The sequence below is a fragment of the Inquilinus sp. 2KB_23 genome (assembly GCF_052115705.1).
GTDB lineage: Bacteria > Pseudomonadota > Alphaproteobacteria > DSM-16000 > Inquilinaceae > Inquilinus > Inquilinus ginsengisoli_A.
On the sequence record NZ_JBFRHF010000040.1, the window covers coordinates 1 to 22,137 of the forward strand.

The 22,137-nt window shown below is 70.6% G+C and carries 20 protein-coding genes; 9 read left to right on the top strand and 11 right to left on the bottom strand.

Annotated elements, in window-relative coordinates:
• Positions 1-1,831, top strand: a 1,831-nt coding sequence (locus AB4112_RS33695; protein WP_441726495.1) for an aminopeptidase P family protein, incomplete at its 5' end; no start/stop codon positions are given.
• Positions 1,832-2,120: 289 nt separating this feature from the next.
• Here AB4112_RS33695 and AB4112_RS33700 read toward each other — a convergent pair.
• Positions 2,121-3,374, bottom strand: a complete 1,254-nt coding sequence (locus AB4112_RS33700) for an MFS transporter (protein ID WP_441726498.1) — start codon at positions 3,372-3,374, stop codon at positions 2,121-2,123.
• A 176-nt stretch (positions 3,375-3,550) separates the two neighbouring features.
• On the opposite strand from AB4112_RS33700, the gene AB4112_RS33705 reads away from it, so the two are divergent.
• Both AB4112_RS33705 and AB4112_RS33710 read left to right on the top strand, forming a co-directional pair.
• The gene (locus AB4112_RS33705; RefSeq protein WP_441726501.1) at positions 3,551-4,390 is read left to right on the top strand and encodes a phytanoyl-CoA dioxygenase family protein; all 840 of its coding nucleotides are present in this window, start codon (positions 3,551-3,553) and stop codon (positions 4,388-4,390) included.
• Positions 4,391-4,629: 239 nt separating this feature from the next.
• Positions 4,630-5,049 (top strand): hypothetical protein, encoded by a 420-nt coding sequence (locus tag AB4112_RS33710; RefSeq protein ID WP_441726504.1) that lies wholly within the window; start codon positions 4,630-4,632, stop codon positions 5,047-5,049.
• Positions 5,050-5,055: 6 nt separating this feature from the next.
• Here the strand turns inward: AB4112_RS33710 and AB4112_RS33715 are convergent, their stop codons facing one another.
• The 3 genes from AB4112_RS33715 to AB4112_RS33725 form a co-directional block, all read right to left on the bottom strand.
• A complete protein-coding gene (locus tag AB4112_RS33715) occupies positions 5,056-5,823 on the bottom strand; it encodes an SDR family NAD(P)-dependent oxidoreductase (RefSeq protein ID WP_441726507.1) in 768 nt (255 codons plus the stop codon).
• The gene (locus AB4112_RS33720; protein ID WP_441726509.1) at positions 5,820-7,121 is read right to left on the bottom strand and encodes an MFS transporter; all 1,302 of its coding nucleotides are present in this window, start codon (positions 7,119-7,121) and stop codon (positions 5,820-5,822) included. Before AB4112_RS33720 ends, AB4112_RS33715 begins: the two co-directional genes overlap by 4 nt.
• Positions 7,122-7,227: 106 nt before the next feature.
• Positions 7,228-8,616 carry an MmgE/PrpD family protein gene (locus AB4112_RS33725; protein ID WP_441726512.1) on the bottom strand — a complete coding sequence of 463 codons (1,389 nt, stop codon included), beginning with the start codon at positions 8,614-8,616 and terminating at the stop codon, positions 7,228-7,230.
• A gap of 146 nt (positions 8,617-8,762) precedes the next feature.
• On the opposite strand from AB4112_RS33725, the gene AB4112_RS33730 reads away from it, so the two are divergent.
• From AB4112_RS33730 to AB4112_RS33740, 3 genes are all read left to right on the top strand, one after another.
• Positions 8,763-9,503 (top strand): FCD domain-containing protein, encoded by a 741-nt coding sequence (locus tag AB4112_RS33730; RefSeq protein ID WP_441726514.1) that lies wholly within the window; start codon positions 8,763-8,765, stop codon positions 9,501-9,503.
• Positions 9,500-10,885, top strand: coding sequence for an MmgE/PrpD family protein (locus tag AB4112_RS33735; RefSeq protein ID WP_441726517.1), 1,386 nt, complete (start codon positions 9,500-9,502; stop codon positions 10,883-10,885). The genes AB4112_RS33730 and AB4112_RS33735 overlap by 4 nt, the downstream gene beginning before the upstream one ends.
• A gap of 103 nt (positions 10,886-10,988) precedes the next feature.
• Positions 10,989-11,624 (top strand): DUF924 family protein, encoded by a 636-nt coding sequence (locus tag AB4112_RS33740; RefSeq protein WP_441726520.1) that lies wholly within the window; start codon positions 10,989-10,991, stop codon positions 11,622-11,624.
• A 58-nt stretch (positions 11,625-11,682) separates the two neighbouring features.
• Here the strand turns inward: AB4112_RS33740 and murA are convergent, their stop codons facing one another.
• A complete protein-coding gene (murA, locus tag AB4112_RS33745; protein WP_441726523.1) occupies positions 11,683-13,014 on the bottom strand; it encodes a UDP-N-acetylglucosamine 1-carboxyvinyltransferase in 1,332 nt (443 codons plus the stop codon).
• 317 nt (positions 13,015-13,331) lie between these two features.
• Here murA and AB4112_RS33750 point away from each other — a divergent pair, with 317 nt between their 5' ends.
• Complete coding sequence (locus AB4112_RS33750; RefSeq protein ID WP_441726526.1) at positions 13,332-14,198, top strand: hypothetical protein; 867 nt, start codon at positions 13,332-13,334, stop codon at positions 14,196-14,198.
• A gap of 120 nt (positions 14,199-14,318) precedes the next feature.
• Here AB4112_RS33750 and AB4112_RS33755 read toward each other — a convergent pair whose 3' ends face one another.
• Positions 14,319-15,077: a metallophosphoesterase family protein gene (locus AB4112_RS33755; RefSeq protein ID WP_441726529.1), complete on the bottom strand. Its 759-nt coding sequence runs from the start codon at positions 15,075-15,077 to the stop codon at positions 14,319-14,321.
• Between the two features lie 98 nt (positions 15,078-15,175).
• Here AB4112_RS33755 and AB4112_RS33760 point away from each other — a divergent pair, with 98 nt between their 5' ends.
• On the top strand, positions 15,176-15,781 hold the full coding sequence (locus AB4112_RS33760) for a DUF1349 domain-containing protein (RefSeq protein ID WP_441726531.1): 606 nt from the start codon (positions 15,176-15,178) through the stop codon (positions 15,779-15,781).
• Here AB4112_RS33760 and AB4112_RS33765 read toward each other — a convergent pair.
• The 5 genes from AB4112_RS33765 to AB4112_RS33785 form a co-directional block, all read right to left on the bottom strand.
• On the bottom strand, positions 15,778-16,506 hold the full coding sequence (locus AB4112_RS33765) for an aspartate/glutamate racemase family protein (RefSeq protein WP_441726534.1): 729 nt from the start codon (positions 16,504-16,506) through the stop codon (positions 15,778-15,780). The two genes, AB4112_RS33760 and AB4112_RS33765, sit on opposite strands and share 4 nt — an antisense overlap.
• A 2-nt stretch (positions 16,507-16,508) precedes the next feature.
• Positions 16,509-17,411 (bottom strand): ABC transporter permease, encoded by a 903-nt coding sequence (locus tag AB4112_RS33770; RefSeq protein ID WP_441726537.1) that lies wholly within the window; start codon positions 17,409-17,411, stop codon positions 16,509-16,511.
• On the bottom strand, positions 17,411-18,346 hold the full coding sequence (locus tag AB4112_RS33775) for an ABC transporter permease (protein ID WP_441726540.1): 936 nt from the start codon (positions 18,344-18,346) through the stop codon (positions 17,411-17,413). Before AB4112_RS33775 ends, AB4112_RS33770 begins: the two co-directional genes overlap by 1 nt.
• Positions 18,347-18,593: 247 nt before the next feature.
• Positions 18,594-19,889 (bottom strand): ABC transporter substrate-binding protein, encoded by a 1,296-nt coding sequence (locus tag AB4112_RS33780; protein ID WP_309791963.1) that lies wholly within the window; start codon positions 19,887-19,889, stop codon positions 18,594-18,596.
• Positions 19,890-19,901: 12 nt separating this feature from the next.
• Positions 19,902-20,933 (bottom strand): ABC transporter ATP-binding protein, encoded by a 1,032-nt coding sequence (locus tag AB4112_RS33785; RefSeq protein WP_441726544.1) that lies wholly within the window; start codon positions 20,931-20,933, stop codon positions 19,902-19,904.
• A 241-nt stretch (positions 20,934-21,174) separates the two neighbouring features.
• Between AB4112_RS33785 and AB4112_RS33790 the strand changes: the two genes are divergently transcribed.
• On the top strand, positions 21,175-21,903 hold the full coding sequence (locus tag AB4112_RS33790; RefSeq protein WP_441726546.1) for a GntR family transcriptional regulator: 729 nt from the start codon (positions 21,175-21,177) through the stop codon (positions 21,901-21,903).
• Positions 21,904-22,137: the final 234 nt, after the last annotated feature.

The window sequence follows — 22,137 nt, forward strand, 5'->3', positions numbered from 1 at the left end:
CCTGCGCGCGGCCAAGGCCGCCGTCGCCGCGGCCCGCCGCCCGGCCGGCCCGCAGCCGGCGGAGCGGCTGGCCGCGCTGCGCGGCGCGCTCGCCCGGCTCGGCCTCGACGGCTATGTCGTGCCTCATGCCGACGAGCACCAGGGCGAATACCTGCCGGCGCGGGCCGAACGCCTGGCCTGGCTGACCGGCTTCACCGGCTCGGCCGGCGTCGCGGTAGTGACCACCGACCGCGCCGCCATCTTCGTCGACGGCCGCTACACCATCCAGGCCGAGCAGCAGACCGACGCGGCCCAGTGGGAGCGCCGGCACCTGCACCAGGACCCGCACGAGGCGTGGCTGGCCGGGGCGCTGCCCAAGGGCGGGAAGGCCGGCTACGACCCGCGCCTGGCCACCGTCGCCTGGGTCGAGAAGACCCGCAAGGCGGTCGAGGCCGCGGGCGGCACCCTGGTCGCGGTCGAGGAGAACCCGATCGATACGCTGTGGACCGACCAGCCGCCGGCGCCGATCTCGCCGACCATCGTCCAGGAGAGCGACGTCGCCGGCCAGGAGGCGCGCGACAAGCGGGCCGAGATCGCCGAGGCGCTGCGGCGCGACCGGCTGGACGCGGTGGTGCTGACCGCGCCGGAAAGCGTCGCCTGGCTGTTGAACCTGCGCGGCGCCGACGTGCCGCACACGCCGCTGCCGCTGTCCTTCGCCGTGCTGCATGCCGACGGGCTGGTCGATCTGTTCATCGACCGGCGCAAGCTGGTGCCCGGCGTCGACCGCCATCTCGGCAACGAGGTCGCGATCCAGCCGCCTTCCAGCCTGGGCCAGGCGCTGGAAGGGCTGGGCCGCGCCGGCAAGGCGGTGCGGATCGACGCCGCCTCGGCCAGCGCCTGGGTGCAGGACCGGCTGAAGGGCGCCAAGGTCGATGTCGGCGCCGACCCCTGCGCCCTGCCCCGCGCCCGCAAGAACGCCACCGAGCTGGAGGGCACCCGCGCCGCCCATCGCCGCGACGGCGCCGCCGTCACCCGCTTCCTGGCCTGGCTGGCGCGCGAGGCGCCGTCGGGCAAGCTCGACGAAGCCAGTGCCGCCGCGAAGCTGCACGACTTCCGGGTCGCCGCCGGGGGGCTGCGCGACGAGAGCTTCGACACCATCTCCGCCGCCGGGCCGAACGCCGCCCTGCCGCATTACCGCTTCAGCGCCGAGAGCAACCGGCCGATCGAGCCGGGCAACGTCTACCTTGTCGACAGCGGCGGGCAGTACCGCGACGGCACCACCGACATCACCCGCACCATCATCGTCGGCACCCCGACCGAGGAGATGCGGCGCGCCTTCACCCTGGTGCTGAAGGGCCATATCGCGATCTCGACCGCGCGCTTCCCCAAGGGCACCACCGGATCGCAGATCGACGCCTTCGCCCGCCGGCCGCTCTGGCAGCACGGGCTGGACTACGACCACGGCACCGGCCACGGCGTCGGCAGCTATCTCAGCGTGCATGAGGGCCCGGCGCGGATCGCCAAGACGCCCAACACCATCGCGCTGGAGCCCGGCATGATCCTGTCGAACGAGCCCGGCTACTATGCCGCCGGCCGCTTCGGCATCCGCACCGAGACCCTGGTGGTGGTGCAGCCCTGCGCGGCGCTGAGCGACGACAGCAGGAGCTTCCTCGAATTCGAGACCATCACCTTCGCCCCGATCGACCTGGCCCTGGTCGACGCGGCGCTGCTGACCGCGGAGGAGCGCGCCTGGCTGGACGCCTACCACGCCCAGGTGCGCGAGATCGTCGGCCCGCAGCTGGACGGCGAGGACCGCGCCTGGCTGGAGCAGGCGACGCGGCCGGTGGGCTGAGACCGTTTGGAAATGCTACTGGCGTGGCCGTCTGACGGCGGTTTCTGCGCTTCCGGTGCTCACGCACCAAACGTGCGCTGCGCTCCGGTTCTCGAAACCACCGCCAGCCGACTCACACCAGCGCATTTCGAAACGGTCTCTATGGACTGCCCTCGCCCTTTTTCTGTCATTGCCCGGCTTGACCGGGCAATCCAGGGGCCACCAAGAGCCGCTCTGGCCGCCCCTTGTCATGCCACGGTCAAGCGGTGGCATGACAAGGGAGGGGTGGGCCTGCCCTACCCCACGCCCCCTACTCCAACTCGACTCCCCGCGTCTCCGGCAGCATCAGCGTGGCGCCGATGTCGAGGACATAGATCACCGCCAGCAGGGCGATCGCCAGGCTGAAGGAATACTGGTTGGCCAGCGCGCCGACCACCAGCGGGCCGAAGCCGCCGACGCCGCGGCCGAGGTTGAACAGCACGCTCTGCGCCGTCGCCCGCGCCGTGGTCGGGTACAGCTCCGAGATCAGGGCGCCGTAGCCGCCGATCATGCCGTTGACGAACATCCCCATCACCGCGCCGCCGAACAGCAGCGCCATCGGCGCCGTCAGCTGGGCGTAGACCACCACCATGATCGCCGCCCCGGCCTGGAACAGGATGAAGGTCGGGCGGCGGCCGATGCGGTCGGCGAGATGGCCGAAGGCGCCGATGCCGACGCACATGCCGAGGATGGTCACCACCGTCCACAGCGCCGATTTGGTCAGGGAATAGCCCATCGCCGTCGACAGGTAGGACGGCAGCCAGATCATCAGCCCGTAATAGCCGAAGTTCTGGACCGAGCAGAGGATGAAGACGGCGAAGCTGATCCGGGTGGTGCGCGTATCCTTGACCAGCAGCCGCAGCGAATTGCCCTGGCGCGAATGTCCCTGCCGCGCCTGGGCCGCGCGGTCGAGGAACAGCGCCGGCTCGCCGATCGTCCGGCGCACCACGAAGGAGATGATGGCGGGCAGCAGGCCGATGGCGAACATGCCGCGCCAGCCGATGAGGGGCAGCAGCAGCGGCGTGGCCAGCGCCGCGGCCAGGACGCCGGCTTGCCAGCCGAGCCCGACATAGGAGGAGGCACGGGCGCGCAGCCGGGCTGGCCAGGTTTCGGCCACCAGGGCCATGCCGATGCCGAATTCGCCGCCGAGGCCGAGGCCGGCGATGGTGCGGTAGGCCAGCAGGTCCCAATAGCCCTGCGCCAGGGCGCAAAGGCCGGTGAAGACCGCGAACAGCAGGATGGTCCAGGTCAGCACCCGCACCCGGCCGATGCGGTCGCTGAGCATGCCGAACAGGATGCCGCCGGCCACCGCGCCGATCAGCGTCGCGGTCACCAGCGACCCCGATTCGGCCGGGGTCAGGGCCAGCCCGGCGGCGACCGCCGACAGCATGAAGCCTAGGATCAGCAGGTCGAACCCGTCCATGGCATAGCCGACCGCGGACGCCACCAGCGCCCGCCGCGCCGTCGCATCCGGCCGGTCCGCCGCGCCGGATCCCACTGCCATCCCGATATCGGATGTGGTCATCGCCGTCCCCCGCCTGCCCCTCGGACTGTCCGAGCATTGTTTCAGTTCGATTGCAAGCAAGACCGGTGCCACGCATAGGAATGCCCGCCCGGTCCCGCCTCCCGCTGGCGGCCGGCGGCGGACGCGCTAGACTGCCCTGATCGGGAGCAATTCCTGCCCGCGGCGAGGACAGACGGATGCTGAGCGAGACCCAGAAGGCGCAGTTCGTGCGCGACGGCTATCTGGTGCTGGACGGCTTCAAGCCGATCGACGAGATTCGCGCCGTGCGGGCCCGGGCCGAGGCCATCGTCGACGCCTTCGATCCCGGCGACAGCGTCTCGATCTTCACCACCGACGACCAGGTGCGGAAGACCGACGAATACTTCCTGACCTCGGGCGACAAGGTGCGCTGCTTCTTCGAGGAGGAGGCGTTCGACGAGGCCGGCCGGCTGAAGCAGGCCAAGGCGCTGTCGATCAACAAGATCGGCCACGCCCTGCATGATCTGGACCCGGTGTTCGACCGCTTCTCGCGCGATCCGAAGCTCGCCGCCCTGGCCGCGGATGTCGGGCTGGCCGAGCCGGAGATCTGGCAGTCGATGTACATCTTCAAGCAGCCCGGCATCGGCGGCGAGGTGCGCTGGCACCAGGACGCCAGCTTCTTCGAGACCACCCCGCTGAGCGTCACCACCTTCTGGTTCGCGCTGGAGGATGCCGACCGCTCCAACGGCTGCCTGTGGGTCGAGCCCGGCGGCCACCGCGGCCCGCTGCGCGAGCGCTTCGTGCTGGAGGACGGCGTCACCCGGATGGAGAAGCTGGACGCTACGCCCTGGCCGACCGACGCCACCGCGGTGCCGGTCGAAGTCAAGGCCGGCGCCCTGGTCTGCTTCCACGGCCGGCTGCCGCATTACAGCGCGCCGAACCGGTCGCCCGCCTCACGCCACGCCTACACGCTGCACGTCACCGACGGCCGCACCGCCTATTCGCCGAGGAACTGGCTGCGCCGCGGCCCGGACCTGCCGGTGCGCGGCTTCGCCTGAGGCCGCCGGCATAGAGCCACTCGTTTTCTGTCATTGCCCGGCTCGACCGGGCAATCCAGGGGCCACCGAGAACCGCTCTGGCCGCCCCTGGATGCCACGATCAAGCCGTGGCATGACACGGGAGGGGGAGCGACGTCGCTCTGGAACCACAGCCGCTTGCCCTTGCATCCTTCCACCGGATGCCGCCATCCTTGCCGCAACGGTTCCGCGAGGGAACCAGCAGCAAGCCGGGAGGCCCCATGGTCAAGACCCAGCTGACCGGGACGGACGACCAGGGCGGCGCCGTCGCGATCCCCAAGGGCGACATCGTCTTCATCCGCGAATCCTACCGGTCGGGTGAGATCCCCGGCCGCACCAAGGTCGATTTCGGCACCGCCGCGACCGAGCAGGAGGCCTATCTGGTGGATTCGCTGACCGCGGTGCTGAAGCAGCTCGGCGCCGGTCTCGCCACCGCCAAACTGACCACGCCCTGCGGCACGGTGGTGCATGTCGCGGCCGCCCGGGTCGAGACCGTACGGGCGCCGCAGAGCTGGCACCACCCCAAGGCCCGCACCATCCTGCTGGCCCGCGGCCGCGAGATCCAGGTGCGCGAGGACCGCGACCTGGCCCTGCGCCGGATCAACGCCGCACGGCCTGACCGGGCCAAGCCGGTGGCGTAGGCGTCGTTACGAGAGGAAGGCCCCGCCGTTGATATGCAGGGTCTGGCCGGTGATGTAGCGGGCCGACGGGCCGGCGAGGTAGCGCACCAGGCTCGCCACCTCCTCCGGCTTGCCGCGGCGGCCGACCAGCGTCGTGTGCTGGGCGTGATGCGCCGGTTCGCCGCCGCGCAGATGGGTGCGCTGGGTGCCGATCAGGCCCGGGACGACGCAGTTCACGGTGATGCCGTCCGGCCCCAGGTCGTGCGCCAGGCCATGGGTGAAGCCGACGATGCCGGCCTTGGCCGTGGTCACATGCACCCGCCCGGCCGACCCGCTATGGGCCGACATGCCGCCGAGGTTGACGATGCTGGCGCCGTCCGACCCTTTGAGATGCGGCACCGCCGCCTGGGCCATCAGGAAGGCGCCGTCCAGGATCACGGCCAGCACCTCGTGCCAATCCGCCAGGGTCATCGCCGCGAACGCCGTCTCGTGCCGGACCGCGGCGCTGTTGACCAGGATGTCGAGCCGGCCGAAGGCGTCGACCGCCGCCGCCACCGTTCCGGCCGCCTGGTCGGGCACGGTGATGTCGGCCAGATGCATCCGGGCCCGGCCGCCCTTGGCCTCGATCTCGCGCACCACCTCGGCCGCGAGGTCGGCGGAGCCCCGGGCGTGGACCAGCACCGCGGCGCCGGCATCGGCGAGGTCGAGCGCGATGGCCCGCCCGATGTTGCGGGCGGCGCCGGTGACGATGGCGACGCGGCCCTCCAGCTCCCGTCCGGCGATCCCTTGGGTCATGGCGAGGTCCTCAACAGGGCGGCATGGGGGCGGCCATCCTCGGCCGGCGCTTCCACCGGCCGGTCGGCGCGGACGAAGAAGGCGAGCACGATGCCGAGGCCGAGCAGCCCGATCGAGATCAGGAAAGGCGGGCGGTAGCTGCCGGTCACATCCAGGATGTATCCGAAGGCGATCGGCGAGACCAGGGCGGCGACCCCGGCCGCGGTGCTGACGAAGCCGCTGGCGATGCCGGCGTAGCGCGGCGCGATGTCGAGCGGCACCGACCAGATCGGCGCCTCGGTCATCTCCAGGAAGAACAGGCCGAGGGCGAGGCAGATGGTGATCAGGATCTGGTCGTGGATGAACAGGACGCCGCTGAGGCAGACCAGCGAGCAGCCGAAACCGAGCAGCATGGCGTTGCGGCGGGCCCGGTTGAGGTCGCCGGTGCGGCGGTAGATCCAGTCGGTCAGCAGGCCGCCCGCGGTGTCGCCGATCATGCCGGCGACGAAGATGATGCTGGAGAGGAGGGCGGAGTCCTTGAGGTCGAAGCCGTATTCGCCGACGAAGAAGCTGGGCAGCCAGCTGAGGTACAGCCACAGCGTCCAGGCATGGCAGAAGAAGGCCAGGGTGACCGGCGCCACCCGCAGGATCAGCCGGCCCCAGGGCACCGTGGCGCGGCTGCCGACCTCGCGGTCGAGCACCGGCAGCTCCGCCAGCTCGGCCTCGGTGATGCCCTCATGCTCGCGGGGATCGTCGCGGAAGTAGTTCCACCACACGGCGACCCAGAGGAAGCTGACCACGCCCAGCACCACGAAGGAGCCGCGCCAGCCCAGCAGCGGGATCAGTGCCACCACCAGCGGCGGCGTCACCGCGGCGGCGAGGCGGGCGGAGGTGTGGGTGAAGCCCTGGGCGAAGCCGCGCCGGACCTTCGGCACCCAGCGGCTGATCGCGCCGGTCGCGGTCGGGATCGTCCCGGCCTCGCCGATGCCGACCAGCAGGCGCGCGCCGATCAGCGTCCACAGCCCGGTGGCGAAGCCGGCCAGCACCGTGCCGCCGGTCCAGAACAGGCCGCTGATCGACAGCATGCGGCGGGCGCCGATGCGGTCGCCGAGATAGCCCGAGATGATCTGGAACAGGGCGTAGCAATAGCCGAAGGCGCCCAGCGCCAGGCCGAGCTCGGTGTTCGACAGGTGCAGCTCGCCCTTTATCAGGGGGGCGGCGATCGACAGGTTCACCCGGTCGACATACATGATGAAGTACATCAGGCAGAGCAGAATGAAGACCCTGCCGGTGGCGCCCTTGAATGCCCGTAGAATCATGGTTCTTCCTCCCGTGGAGGTCGCCGGCGGTTGTTGTTCTTGAAGGCCGGTCTGGAAAGATGGGCCCGGGCCGCGGGGGTGCCGCGGCCCGGTTCGGATTCCGGGGTCAGCCGGCGCGGGCCATCCGGGCGATCTCGCCGGCATCGGCGAAGGTTTGGAGGTCCCAGCACGCCTTGAGCAGCGCGGCCGTCCCGGCCTCGCCATGCACCGGCAGCACCAGGTCGGTGAACTTGGCCTCGAGATCCCCGTCGGTCATCGGCCGGTCGACGCTGCCGATGGCGTGGTCGACGCGCAGATGCAGCACCCGCCCGTCCTTCAGCGTCACCGCGACCGACACCGCATCCGGCGGCATCGCCGGGTCGATCTCGGCGGTGACCTTGTCGCGCAGGGCGATCACCGCAGGGTCCCGCACCTTCTCGTCGCTGTATTGCGGCTCACCGGCGCGGCCGTCGATCAGCGCGACGGCGGCGGAGTGGTAGACGCTGAACTTGCCGTCCAGCCCGGTCTTCGGCGTCTTCTTGCCGGTCAACTCCAGCACCAGCGGATGGACCTTGAGCTCGACCTTGACGATGTCGGCGGCCGCCAGCCCGTGCTGGTTGCGCAGCTGGACGCAGCCGTCGATCGCCGGGTGGATGACGATGCCGCAGGCGAAGGGCTTGTAGCTGTTCAGCAGGATCTCGTTGCGCACGCCCAGCCCGCCGGTGATCTCCTCGTAGTTCCGATGGGTGCTGGTGACGTTGGCCCAGCCGCGCTTGGCCTCGATCCCCTGCTCCGAGCTGGTGTAGCCGCGCTGCGCCAGCAGGGCCGCGGTCAGGCCGTTCTGCGCCGCACGGCCGGGATGGAAGCTCTTGGTCATGGTGCCGAACATCTCGCGCAGGCCGACCGGCTGGGTCGCGGCCAGACCCAGGGCCCAGACCATCTGCTGTTCGTCCAGCCCCAGCAGCTTGCCCGCCGCCGCCGCCGCGCCGAACACGCCGGTGGTGCCGGTGATGTGCCAGCCGACATGGTAGTGGTCGGGATAGACCGCGTTGCCGATGCGGCATTCGACGTCGACGCCCAGGATCAGGGCGTGCAGGAAGTCGCGGCCGCTGACCGGCTTGTACTCGGCCAGCGCCAGGATCGCCGAGGCCACCGGGCCAGCCGGGTGGATCACGGTCTTGAGATGGGTGTCGTCGAAGTCGAAGACATGCGAGCTGATGCCGTTGATCAGCGCCGCATGCAGCACGTCGGTCCGCTCCGAGCGGCCGAGGATGCTGGCCTGGGCCGGGCCGCTGAACGGCGCCATCGCGTCGATGGCGATCGACACCGCCTCGTGCCGGGCGGACCCGACGGCGCAGCCGAGCCAGTTGAGGAAGGTGCGCAGCCCCTCGTGGCGGACATTCGCCGGCAGCGACTCGAACTCCGCCGTGACGAGGTGGCGGGCCAGCAGGCGCGTCACCTGGGGTGCGAGGTCGGGGGGCGAAAGCTCGGTCGGCTGGCCGTGATCGGGGGCCATGGCGGTCCTCATTCCTGGGTCATTCGTGGGGGCGGAGCCCGTCGCGGGTCGCTCTGTCGCATTTCTGTGAATTACATATTGTCGACAATCTTGCAATCTACAATATGTCTTTTCGAACCCCGATCGCGTGCCTTAAGCTGCGGCCCATGACCTCTTCGCTTCCCAATCCGCTGGAGCTCCTGCGCTCCGTCACCCTCTCCGGCCTGGTGCAGGACGAGATCCTGCGCCGCATCAAGGCGGGCGAGATCGAAGTCGGCGCGCGGCTCAACGAGCTCGAGCTGTCGCAGCACCTGCAGGTCAGCCGCGCCCCGGTGCGCGAGGCCCTGCGCGCGCTGCAGGAGGCCGGGCTGGTGCGGCTGGAGAAGAACCGCGGCATGTTCCTGCGGGAGCTGACGGATGCCGAGATCGCCGAGCACTACGCCGTCCGCGCCACCCTGGACGAGATGGCCGGCCGGCTGCTGGCCCCGAAGATCGACGAGGCCCAGATCCTGGAGCTGAAGCGCATGCTGGCGGCGCTGGAGAGCGCCTCGATCCGCGACGGCGTGAACGGCTATTTCCCGCTGAACATCGCCTTCCACGACCGGCTGGTGGAGATGGCCGGCAACGCGACGCTCTTGGACCTGTACCGCCAGGTGGTGAACCGGATGCATCTGGTGCGCCGCCGCAGCTTCGCCACCATCGGCAGCAGCGCCGCCTCGCATGAGGAACACCGCCAGATCCTGGAGGCGCTGGAGACCCGCGACCCCGACGCCGCCGGCGCCGCCATGCGCGGCCATGTCGACGGCGGCTATGCCCGCAACATCATCGCCCGCGCCCCCGAGACCGAGGGGCCGCCGGGCACCGTGCCGCTGCGCCGGACCACCGCCAGGAAGAGACAGAATTCATGAGTGCCGATTTGCCGAAGGCCGGCCAGGCCGTTGCCGAGCGCCTGGGCGCCTGGATCGCGGGCGTCGAGGTCCGGACCCTGCCGGACGAGGCGGTGTACACCGCGCGCATGCTGCTGCTCGACGTCGCCGGCCTGTGCGTCGCCGGCCGGCGCGAGGACTACATCGCCGCCACCCTGGCCGCCGCGGACGGCACCGGGCTGTGCACCGCCCTGGGCCATGCCCGGCCGCTGACCGCCTATGATTCGGCGCTGGTCAACGGCACCGCGGCCCATGGCGAGGATTACGACGACACCTTCGAGGGCGGCCCGGTGCATTCCGGCGCGGTGATCGTGCCGGCGGTGCTGGCCGCCTGCGAACGCGAGCATCTCGACGGCGAGGCGCTGCTGAAGGGCATCGCGGTCGGGGCCGAGCTGATGTGCCGCCTGGCCCTGGTGGCGCCCAAGGCGATCCACACCGCCGGCTTCCACCCGACCGCGGTGCTGGGCGCGCTGGCCGCCGCCGGGGCGGTTTCGGCCAGCCTCGGCCTGACCGCCGACCAGGCCACCGCCGCGCTGGGCATCGCCGGCAGCACGGCCTCCGGCATCATCGAATACCTGGCCGAGGGCACCTCGACCAAGCGCATGCATGCCGGCTGGGCGGCGCAGTCGGGCCTGCGCGCGACGCTGATGGCCCGCGGCGGCTTCGCCGGCCCGCGCACCGTGCTGGAGGGCGTGCACGGCTTCTACAAGGCCTTCGCCCCCTCCCGCACGCCGGATTTCGCGCCGCTGCTGGACGGACTCGGGCGGGACTGGGTGATGCCCAGCATCGCCTTCAAGCCCTATGCCTGCGGAACCATGACCCAGCCCTTCATCGACTGCGCCATCGGCCTGGCCAAGCGCGGCGTGCAGGCCGGCGAGATCGTCTCGATCACCTGCAAGGTCGGCGAAGGCACCGTGCACCGGCTGTGGGAGGACCTGGCGGTGAAGCACCGGCCGCGCACCCCCTATGCCGCGAAGTTCAGCACCCCCTTCTGCATGGCGGTCGGGTTCTTCGACGGCCGCGCCGGCTTCGGCCAGTTCACCGAGGCCCGCATCCACGACCCTGACGTGCTGGCCCTGGCAGCCAAGATCGCCTACCGCATCGACCCGGCGGACGAATACCCGAAGAACTTCACCGGCCATCTCGCCGCCACGCTGGCCGATGGCCGCGTGATCGAGATCCGCCAGCCGCACATGCGCGGCGGCGCCCGCGAGCCGCTGAGCCCGGCGGAGCTGGAGGCCAAGGCGCTGGACAATTTCCGCTACGGCGGCTGGGACGATGCCCTGGCCGAGGCCGCCGGCCACTGGTGCCGCGACGCCTTCTCGGCCCCCGACCTGGCCGCGCTGACGGCGTTCCGGCGGTAGGGTGCGGCCCTCGGACCCGGCGCGACACCGGGTCCGTGCGGAGGTGCCGGCAGCGCATGCGAAGCTGTCCGTCCTTCCCAGAGTCCCGCTGCCGGAGAATGCCATGGCCGATCCCTGCGATTGGCGTGAGGTCTACAGCTTCTGGTTCCCCACGGATCTGGCCGACGCCGACCACGAGCGCCTGGTGAAGCAGCTGCAATGGTGGATGGCGGGGGGTGCGACGCCCGAACTCCCCCGCTTTCTCCCGACCGTCGAAGCCGCCCGGGCCGGGCGGCTCGGGCATTGGTGCGCGGCGCCGGCCGGGCGGCTGTCCCTGATCATCGTGCTCGACCAGTTCACCCGCGGCCTGTTCGCCGGAACGCCCGCCGCCTACGGCTCCGACCCGGATGCGCTGCGCCTCGCCGAGGAGGGGCTTCGCACGGGCGACTACGACGCCCTCTTCCCTTGGGAGAAGGGCTTCTTCCTGATGCCCCTGACCCATGCCGAAGGGCCGGGGCATCAGGAGCGGTTGGACCGGGCAGTGGCGGAGTCCGAAAGACGGCTGGCCGCAGCGCCGGACCATCAGAAGCGGATCTTCGACTTCGCCCTGGGCCAGGCCAGGGGCCACCGCGACGTCATCGCCCGCTTCGGGCGCTTCCCCCATCGCAACGCCGTGCTGGGGCGGCCGTCCACCGCCGAGGAGGCGGCCTATGTCGCGGCCGGCGTGTTCGTCCACCAGCGCCGTCCGGCGGCATCATGAGCCCGCGGCGGGATCGGGCCGCGAACCAGCCGGGTCCCGCCGCTAGAGGTCGCCCCCGCTAGAGGTCGACGCGCCGGATCCGGGCGCCGCAGCGGCGCAGGCGCTCGACCAGGTTGTCGTAGCCGCGGTCGACATGCTCGACCCCGTGCAGCGTGCTGGTGCCCTGCGCCGCCAGCGCCGCGATCAGCAGCGCCGCGCCGGCGCGGATGTCGGTCGCGGTCACCTCGGCCCCGGCCAGCGCCGGCACGCCCCGGATCACCGCGTGGTTGCGCACCACCCGGATGTTGGCGCCCATGCGCTGCAGTTCCGGCACATGGCGGAAGCGGTTCTCGAACAGGGTCTCGGTGATCATCGCCGCGCCCTCGGCGCAGGACAGCAGGGCCATGGCCTGGGGCTGCAGGTCGGTGGCGAAGCCAGGGAAGGGCTGGGTCATGATGTCGACGCCCTGCAGCCCCCCTGCCCCGCGCCGGGCGACGATGCCGCCGGCGGCGGATTCGATCTCGATCCCGGCGCCTTCGAACACCGGCAGCGCGGCGCTGAGCAGATCGGTCGAGGCCCCGGTCAGCCGCAGCTCCCCGCCCGTCGCCGCGGCGGCGCAGATCAGGGTGCCCAGCTCGATCCGGTCGGGCAGCACGTCGTAGGTCGCGCCATGCAGCCGGTCGACGCCGGTGATCCGCAGCGTGTCGGTGCCGATGCCGGCGATGCGCGCGCCCATCGCCGAGAGGCAGCGGGCGAGGTCCGTGACCTCCGGCTCGCAGGCGGCGTTGGTGATGCTGGTCTCGCCCTTGGCCAGGACGGCGGCCAGCATCAGGTTCTGGGTGGCGCCGACCGAGGGGAAGGGCAGCACGATGGCGGCGCCGTGCAGGCCGCCGGGTGCGGACAGCACCACCTCGCCGCCCATGATCTCGGCGGTCGCGCCCATCTGGCGGAAGCCGGCGAGGTGGAAGTCGACCGGCCGCAGCCCGATGGCGTCGCCGCCCGGCAGCGGCAGCGCGATCCGGCCCAGCCGGGCCAGCGCCGCGCCGGCGATCAGGAACGAGGCCCGCATCCGCGCGACCAGGGCGCCGTCGACCCGGCCGCTGCCGAAGCCGGCGCCGGCCATGGTGCCGGACAGGGCCGGGCCTGATTCGTCCCACGACACCTCGACGCCGAGCTCCGCCAGGATGCCGGCGAGGATGGCGACATCGAGGATGCGCGGCAGGTTGCACAGGGTCAGCCGGTCGTCGGTCAGCGCGGCGCAGACCATCAGCGGCAGCGCCGCGTTCTTGGCCCCGGCGATGGCGATCTCGCCGGCCAGCCGCGCGCCGCCCTCGATCTCCAGCCGGCTCGCGGCGGCCGCGGTCCACCACGGCGCCGCCCGGCGGAACGACACGACATTGGCACGCGACATGGCACTCGGCTCCGAACGGTGATCAGGACAGCACCGGGATAGCACGGCACGCCGCGCCAGGGGACCGGGCAATCCGATCCCGCGCGGAGGCCTTCCGGAGCCCCCTCTCCGTCATTGCGAGGAGGCGAAGCCGACGAAGCAATCCATGGCGCCGCCTGGCATGGATTGCTTCGCTGCGCTCGCAATGACGATGTTTGAGGCTGGGATGCGAAGCCAGAAAACCGCTCAGATTGCCTCTCCCGCGTGGCGGGAGAGGCAATCGGCGTAAGCAAAACGTGCATTGTGTTAACTGGAACGACTCGTTCATGATACGTTCCATGAAAACGCCACCAGAAGGGTTCGACATCCAGGCCCACTGCCGCAGCCTCGCGCTGCAGCAGATGGAGATGCTCACCGAAATCGCCGAGATCAGCCTGCAGCTGGTCAGGGGCGAGGGCGCCCGCGCCCTCGACGCCCAGGCCCAGGTGAGGGAAGCGGCGCCCAAATCCGACGAGGCCGCGGCGGCCAGGGCCGAGGCGCGGGAGGCCGGGCTGGCCTTCGCCCGCTTCTCCCGCACGGCGCATCAGTCGCTGGCCCAGCGCGCCCGCGCCGCCGAGAAGCTGTGCGCCCAGGACCGGGCCGAGACCCCCGACCGCCTGGCCGCCCGCAAGGCCCGCCGCGACCGTCACCGCGACGAGGTCCAGGACACCCTGCGGGACATGATCTGCGAGGAGATCGAGGATGAGGGCCGCTTCAACGCCCTGAAGGACGATCTCGAGGAGCGGGTCGACGGGCTCTACGAGGACCAGGACGTCCAGGTCGAGGACCGGCCGGTGGGGTCGGTGATGGCGGGGGTGGCCTGCGGCCTCGGCCTGTCCGAGACCTGGCAGCGCTGGCGCGGCGAGGAATGGCCGGCCACGCCGCGCCCCAGGCGGCCGGCGGGCAGCCCGGCGGAGATCCAGGCGATCCGGGCCAAGCGCCGGAAGGCGGTGACCGCCGCGGTCGAGCGCGACTTTGCGGAATGCGCCGATCCCGCCTGGATCCCGGCGCTGCGGGCCGGGCTGGCGGTGCGGCTGCAGGAGCCCGATGGGATCGAGATGCTCGACACCGAGACCATCGCCACCGCGGCCCATCGCCTCTGCCGGTCCCTCGGGCTCAGCCCGATGATCTTCGGCTTCAAGCCGAAGGCGCCGGATACCGGGTGACGGGCTGGATGGGACGGAGCCACCCCCTCATCACCCCGACACCGTCATTGCGAGCGCAGCTTCGTCGGCTTCGCCTCCTCGCAATGACGGAGAAGGGGGCGGCTGAGGCCCCACCCGGCGTCACGACCCCGCCGCGGACACCCCGAGCGAATGGCCGGTCGCCAGCGCATAGGCCCAGTCCGGCCGCCCGTTTTCGGTGGCCCGGCGGACCGCGCGGTCGTGGTCGTAGGGAATCGCGATCAGCTCGGCCGCCACCCGGTCGCCGTCCAGCTCGAGCATGGCGTAGCGGGCCGAGGGCGACCCCGATTCGGAGACATGGGCCGGCGGAGTCGGGTCGTCATAGGCCGGGCCGCCGATGCTGCCGGGGTTGAGGATCCAGCGCCCGTCCGGCAGGCGAAGCAGATGCTGCAGGTGGCTGTGACCGCACAGCACCACCGGCGCCGTCACATCGCCCAACCGGTCGGCGATGGCGGCCACCGGCGCCCGCACCAGCCGGCCGGCCTCGATGTCCTCGAGCAGATAGGCGTTGTCGTCGTCCGGCCGGGCGTGGAAGGCGAGGATGCCGCCCGGCAGCTCCAGCCGCACCGGCAGGGCGCCGAGCCAGGCGCGGCCGGCGGCGTCGAGCGCATGGCGGGCATAGCCGTCCGAGGTCTGCGGCGACTCGTCCCGGTCTTCCCACACCCAGCGGTCGTGGTTGCCGCGCACCGTCGGCCAGCCCTTTTCCATCAGCAGGTCGAGCGTCTCGCGCGGCCATAGCGGGCTGGAGACGCAGTCGCCGAGATTGACGACGGCATCGGCGCCACGGCGGTCGAGATCGGCCAGCACGGCTTCGAGGGCGAGGAGGTTGCCGTGGATGTCGGCGAGGATGGCGAGGCGCATGGAAACTCCTGTCGCGGACTTGCCGGACCATCATGTCTTGATGGAATGGGCGGCCTCGCGTCTGATGGCGCCGCAATCACGGCACCGGGCGAGAGCTGATGGATATCCTGAACGAGACCTTCCTGTCCCCTGCCCTCGACCCGCGCCTGGCCTGGACCAACCCGCCGCCGGACTGGTCGATCGGGCAGGAGGGCCTGAAGCTGGCCACCGCCGCCGGCACCGATTTCTGGCAGGGCACGCATTACGGCTTCCGGGTCGACAACGGCCATGTCCTGGCCCTGCCGGTCGTGGGCGATTTCACGATGGAGACGGTGGTGCGCGGCAACCCTGTGCACCAGTACGACCAGGCCGGGCTGATGGTGCGGCTGGGGCCTTCCAGCTGGATCAAGACCTCGGTCGAGTTCGAGACGGCGGAGCACAGCCGGCTGGGCGCGGTGGTGACCAATGCCGGCTGGTCCGACTGGTCGACCCAGGACGTCGCCACCCGGCCGGGCGGCAGCATCGGCTTCCGCATCCGCCGCGTCGGCGCCGACTACACGGTCGAGGCCGCGCCGGAGGGCGAGGACCGCTGGGTCCAGCTGCGCATCGCCCGGCTGCACGCCGATGACGGCACCGGCCCGGTCACCGCCGGCCTCTACGCCTGCAGCCCCAAGGCGGCGGGATACGAGGCGCAGTTCGCGCATCTGAGGATCACGCGCGACTAGGTCGGGGCAAAGACGGCGCCGGCATAGGGCTTCGGCCGGGGCGCGGCATAGCCGCCGGTCTTGGCGGTGCGCAGGCCCAGCCGGGCCAGCCCTTCGACCAGCGTGACCGCGGCGGCGACGCCGTCGATCACGGGCACCCCGTGCCGCGCCGACAGCCGGGCGGCGAGGTCGGCCATGCCGGCGCAGCCCAGCACGATCGCCTCGGCCCTATCCTCGGCCAGCGCCGCGGCGATCTCGGCCGAGATCCGCGCCTCGGCGTCCGAGCCCGGCCGCTCCAGCTCCAGCACCGGGATCTCCGATGCCCGCACCCGGGCACAGCGGGTGGCGAGGCCATAGCGCTGCAGGTTGGCCTCGATCACCGGGATCGACCGCGCCAGGGTCGTCACCACCGAGAACCGGCCGGCCAGCAGCGAGGCGACATGGAAGCCGGCCTCGCCGATGCCGACCACCGGCGCCACGGCGAGGCTGCGGGCGGCGTCGAGCCCGGTGTCGTCGAAGCAGGCGATGACATGGCCGGCCACGCCGCGCGCCTCGCCGCGGGCGATCTCCTGCAGCAGGCCGGGCACCGCCAGGGCGCCGTCGACCCAGCCCTCGATCGAGGCCGGCCCGGTCTCCGGATTCACCGCCGTGATGCGGGTGCCCGGCGCCGCAGCGGCCGCGGCGGCGGCCCCGATCTTGGCGGTCATGCCGGCGGTGGTGTTCGGGTTGACGACGAGGATGTCCAAGATCACACCAGCCCCTGCCCGGCGTCGGTGCCGTGGCGGGTGCGGCGGCGGCGCAGCAGAGCCATCAGGCCGAGCGCGGTCAGCACCACCGCCAGCGACACCGCCGTGGTCACCGTGCCCAAAGCATAGATCTCCGGCGTCGTCACCGTGGTGGTCAGGCCCTGCAGCTCCAGCGGCAGGGTGTTCTGCTCGCCGATCGCCTGGGAGGAGCGCGCGATCTCGTCCCAGGATAGGGTGAAGCCGAACAGCCCGACCCCGACCACGCTGGCGCCGATGATCGGCAGCACGACATGGCGGAAGCTCTGCCAGGCGGAGGCACCGAGGTCCCGCGCGGCCTCCTCGTAGCGCCGGTCGAAGCGGTTGAAGACCGCGAACATGATCAGCAGGCCGAAGGGCAGCGTCCAGGTCAGATGCGCGCCGAGGCCGGAGCGGAACAGGCCCATGGCGGTGGTGAAGTCGTCGCTGATCCAGGCGATGCCCCAGCTGTCGCCGAAATCGCGGATGGCGTCGTCGAGCAGCCGGAATTCCAGGGCGATGCCGAGCGACACCACGATCGACGGCATGATCAGGCTGGCGATCGCGGTGTAGAACAGGAGGCCCTGGCCCGGAAAGCGCTTGCGGAAGGCCAGGCCGGCCAGCACCGAGAACGCCATGGTCAGCACCATGACCACGAGGCCGAGTTCGAGCGAGCGCCAGAAGGCGGCGCCGATGTCGACCACGCCCATCCCGGCCCACAGCTTCTCGAACCAGAAGGTCGAGACGCCGTTCATCGGGAAGGTCAGCCCGCCCTGCGGCCCCTGGAAGGACAGCACGAAGATGGTCAGCGTCGGCCCGTACAGGAACAGCACGAACAGCGCGAACACGGCGGCCAGGATGTAGAAGGAGGCGGGGCGGCCCTCGCGCATCACAGCTCCTTCCGGATGTCGACCAGCCGGGTCAGCGCCACGATGATCATGATCACGACCGCGAGCAGGATCACCGCATTCGCCGCCGCGGCCGGGAACTGCAGGTAGCTGAGCTGGACCTGGATCACCTTGCCGACCGAGGCGATCTGCTGCCCGCCCATGACGCCGACGGTGACGAAATCGCCCATCACGATGGTGATGACGAAGATCGAGCCGATGACGATGCCGGGCTTGGACAGCGGCACGATCACGTTCCACAGCGTCTGCCAGCCGCTGGCGCCGGCATCGGTCGCGGCCTCGATCAGCGACCGGTCGATCCGCAGCATCGAGTTAAGGATCGGTACGATCATGAACACGGTGAACAGGTGGACGAAGGCCAGCACCACCGAGAATTCGGAATAGAGCAGCCCGTCGATCGGCTGGTCGATCACGCCGAGGCCCAGCAGGCTCTGGTTCACCAGCCCGTTGCGGCCGAGCAGCGGGATCCAGGAGATCATCCGGATCACGTTCGAGGTCCAGAACGGGATGGTGCACAACAGGCACAGCACCACCTGCATCGCCATGGTGCGGACGTGGAACACCAGGAAATAGGCGATGGTGAAGCCCAGGCCCAGGGTGATGCCCCACACCATCACCCCGATCTTCAGGGTCGAGAGATAGGTCTTGAAGGTGGTGCACAGGTCCGGCAGCGAGGTCAGGCAGCCGTCGAACGCCTCGATATAGTTGCGCAGCGTGAAGTCCGGCACGATCGAGTATTCGGTGTAGTCCCAGAAGCTGACCACCACCACGACCGCCAGCGGCAGCACGAAGAACAGCAGGAACACCAGCATCATCGGCGCCGCCTGGAGGAACGCGACGGCGCGGCCCCGGGCGGCGGCCTGCGGCGCGGCGGCCCGGCCTGCCGGTGCGATGTCTTCGGCGGGAATGGCGGTCATCGACGGCGGCTTTCGATGACCGCGAGCGAAAGGTCGCAAAGCAGAGAGTCCCCCCTCCCCTTGCGGGAGGGGGGTAGGGGGAGGGGGTTGTCGATCGCAGGACCCCACTTCGAAGGATTTGGAACCATGTCGTTGTCCTGGCCGGGAACCCACAACAGCTCGTGCTGCCCGCCCCCCCTCCCCCTACCCCCCTCCCGCAAGGGGAGGGGGGACAAGAAAGACGAGCGCACGCCTTCGCTTCAGCGCCTCACGCGGCGATGAACGCGTTCCACTTGCGGACCATGTAGTCGTTCTCGTCCATCACCGCGTTCCAGCAGGCGACGGAGCCCATGCGCGCGTCGTAGGAGCCGCCGTCGCGCACCGCGCCGGCCTTCTCCATCACCGTGCCGTCGGGCGCCTTGATGTCCTGGGCGGCCGCCTTGCCCTCCATCCAATAGGCCCATTCATAGGGCTCCATATTGGCCTTGGCCGTCTCCAGCACCGCCGAGTAGTAGCCCTGGCGGTTGAGATAGGCGCCGGCCCAGCCGGACAGGAACCAGTTGATGAAGTCGTAGGCGGCGTCGAGCTTCCGGTCCTTCAGGGTCTTGGGCAGGCCGAAGCCGGAGGCCCAGGCGCGATAGCCCTCCTTCAGCGGCTGGAAGGTGCAGGCGATGCCCATCGACCGCACCTTGGTCACGGCCGGCGACCACATCGACTGGATCACCGTCTCGCCTGAGGCCATCAGGTTCACGCTCTCGTTGAAATCCTGCCAGAAGGCGCGGAACTGGCCGGCCTGCTTGGCCTCGGTCAGCAGCTTCATGGTCAGGTCGATCTCCTCCCTGGTCATGTTGCCCTTGTCGGCATAGGTGTGCAGGCCGCTGGATTCCACCACCATCGCCGCGTCCATGATCCCGATCGACGGGATGTTCAGGATCGACGCCTTGCCCTTGAACTCGGGGTTCAGCAGCTCCTTCCAGCTCTCGACCGGCCGGCCGATCAAATCGGGCCGGATGCCCAGCGTGTCGGCGTTGTAGGTGGTCGGGATCAGGGTGATCCACTCGGTCGGCTCGGTCGCGAAGGTCTTCGAGGTCTTGTCGGTGAGGTAGAACACCTTCTTCGGCGCGGTGCCCTGGTCGCCGATTTTCTTGCCGTTCAGCTCGCCCTTGGTGAACACAGTCGAGATCTGGTCGACATACTTGATCCGCTTGGCGTCCATGCCCTGCAGGTTGCCGGCGGGCAGCAGCTTCTTCAGACTGAAATACTCGCTGTCGACCAGGTCGAAGGAGTTCGGCTGGGTGACGATGCGCTTGGTCACCTCATCGGTCGTCACCGGCACGTATTCGATGATGATGCCCAGATCCTCCTTCGCCTTCCTGGCGATGTCGGCGCTCTGGTTCACCGCGGTGCCGAGATAGCGCAGCGTCACCGGCTCGGCCGCGATGATCGCGGGGAAGCCGGTGATGGCGCGGCTGCCGACCAGCGCGCCGGCCGTCGCCGCCGTGGTCTTCAGCAGGGCGCGGCGCGAGAGGCCGCGCGGGTTTTTGGGATGCTTGGTATCCGCCATGGTGAGCCTCCTTCAGGGTTGGGGGCGAAGATCGCCGCGCCCCGCGGCATCGCTGGACAGGGGATGGATGTCGGCGTCCGCCCAGGCCACGGCGACCCGGTCGCCGGGCGCCACCGGATCGGCGAAGAACGCGGCCTCGGGCAGCCAGGCCAGCATGTCGGGGCCCAGGTCGCAGCCGAAGGCGACGTGGACCGTGGCGCCCTGGTATTCGACCCCCTGCACCACCGCCTCGACCGCCCCCGCGGGCAGGCCGGCGCCATTGACCTTCGACAGCCGCAGCCGGTCGGCGCGCAGGGTGGCGAGGGTGCCGCCGAGGCGGACGACGTTGTGGCCGCCGATGAAGCGGGCGACGAATTCGGTGGCCGGCCGGGCGAACAGCTCCTGCGGCGGGCCGGCCTGCTCGATCCGCCCGCCATTCATCACCACGGCGAGGTCGGCCAGGGCCATCGCCTCTTCCTGGCTGTGGGTGACGTGGATGAAGCTGATGCCGAGCTCGGCCTGCAGCCGCTTCAGCTCGGCCCGCATCTTGATCCGCAGGAACGGGTCGAGGGCCGAGAGCGGCTCGTCCAGCAGCAGGATCTGCGGCTGGGTGATCAGGGCGCGGGCCAGCGCCACCCGCTGCTGCTGCCCGCCCGACAGCTGCCCCGGCAGCCGTTCGGCATAGGCCTCCATCGCCACCAGGGCCAGCAGCTCCGCCGCCTTGGCCCGGCGCGCGGGCTTGGCCACGCCGCGCATCTTCAGGCTGAAGGCGACGTTGTCGGTGACCGACAGATGCGGAAACAGGGCGTAGGACTGGAACATCATCGCCGTGCCGCGCTTGGCCGGCGGCCGGTCGGTGACGTTGGTCGGCCCGAGCAGGACGTCGCCGTCCGACACCGCCTCATGCCCCGCGACCATGCGCAGGGTCGAGGTCTTGCCGCAGCCGGAGGGGCCCAGCAGGCAGCAATAGGTGCCGGCCGGGATCTTCAGGTCGACACCGTCCACGGCCACGGTGCGGCCGTAGCGCTTGGTCACCTTCACCAGCTCGAGATCTGCGCCGCGCATCTGCTCTCCCTTGTTGGGAGAACAGGTTTGCAAGCGCTGTGCCAACCGGCCGGGCCGCAGAATTCCCTGGTTTCGGCCCCGGCCGGCGGATCGACTTCGCCCAAGCTTTAGGCAGCCGCATACAGGCGGCCCGAAGATTGTGCACAATCTTGAAGTCTTAAGAATACAATCTTGAGCCCCGATGTCCGCCATGGGATGGTGGGGCCGCAAAGCCGCCGCAAGGCCGTCGCCGGAGTTGGGAATGGACACGCTCGAGACCGTCGGCACCCTGGCCGGAAGCCGCGACATCCCCGACCGCGGCGCGCGGGCGGCGGCGATCTACCGGTCGATCCTGGACGCGATCGTCGAGCACCGGCTGCCGCCGCGCACCAAGCTGTCGGAGGACGAGATCGGCGGCGCCTTCGGCGTCAGCCGCACCATCGTCCGCTCGGCCCTGCAGGCGCTGGCGCACCAGCACATGGTGGTGATCGAGAAGAACCGCGGCGCCTTCGTCGCGGCGCCGACGGTCGAGGAGGCGCGCGAGGTGTTCGAGACCCGCCGCACCCTCGAGGCGGCGATCGCCCGCCGCGCCGCCGAGCGCACGGTGCCGGCCGACATCGCGCGGCTGGAGCGGCATTTGGCCGAGGAGGCGGAGGCGCTGGGCCGGGGCGACCGGCCGCGGGCCATCCAGCTCTCCGGCCTGTTCCATCTCGGCATCGCCGAGATCGCCCGGCAGCGGGTGATGGAGCGGTTCCTGCGCGAACTGGTGTCGCGCGCCTCGCTGGTGATCGCCCTCTATGGCCGCAGCGGCGCCTCGGCCTGCGGCAACACCGAGCATGAGGCCATCCTGCAGGCCCTGGCCCGCCACGACGCCGACCGCGCCGGCGCCGCCATGCTGGCCCACCTGACCCATATCGAGCAGGACCTCGACCTGGAGCCGGCCGAGGCGGGGCCGGTGGACGTGGGGGCGGTGCTGCGAGGGCAGGCCTAGGGACAAAGGCCGATTGGGACCGCGGCTGAAATCGCCGCCGTCGGGTGGGAACCGGCCGATCGCGCATCTCGGTTACATTGACCGGAGGGCGCCGATTCTGTTGAAAAAGTCGGAGCGCCATTTCCACGCGCAACAAAGAGACTAAAAATAGGCAGCCAGAGCACAAAAAGATGCTAGATGGCGGCCGGATCTGCAGCAAACTCGCTCGATTTTGCACTCCAAGTAGTCGTTCGG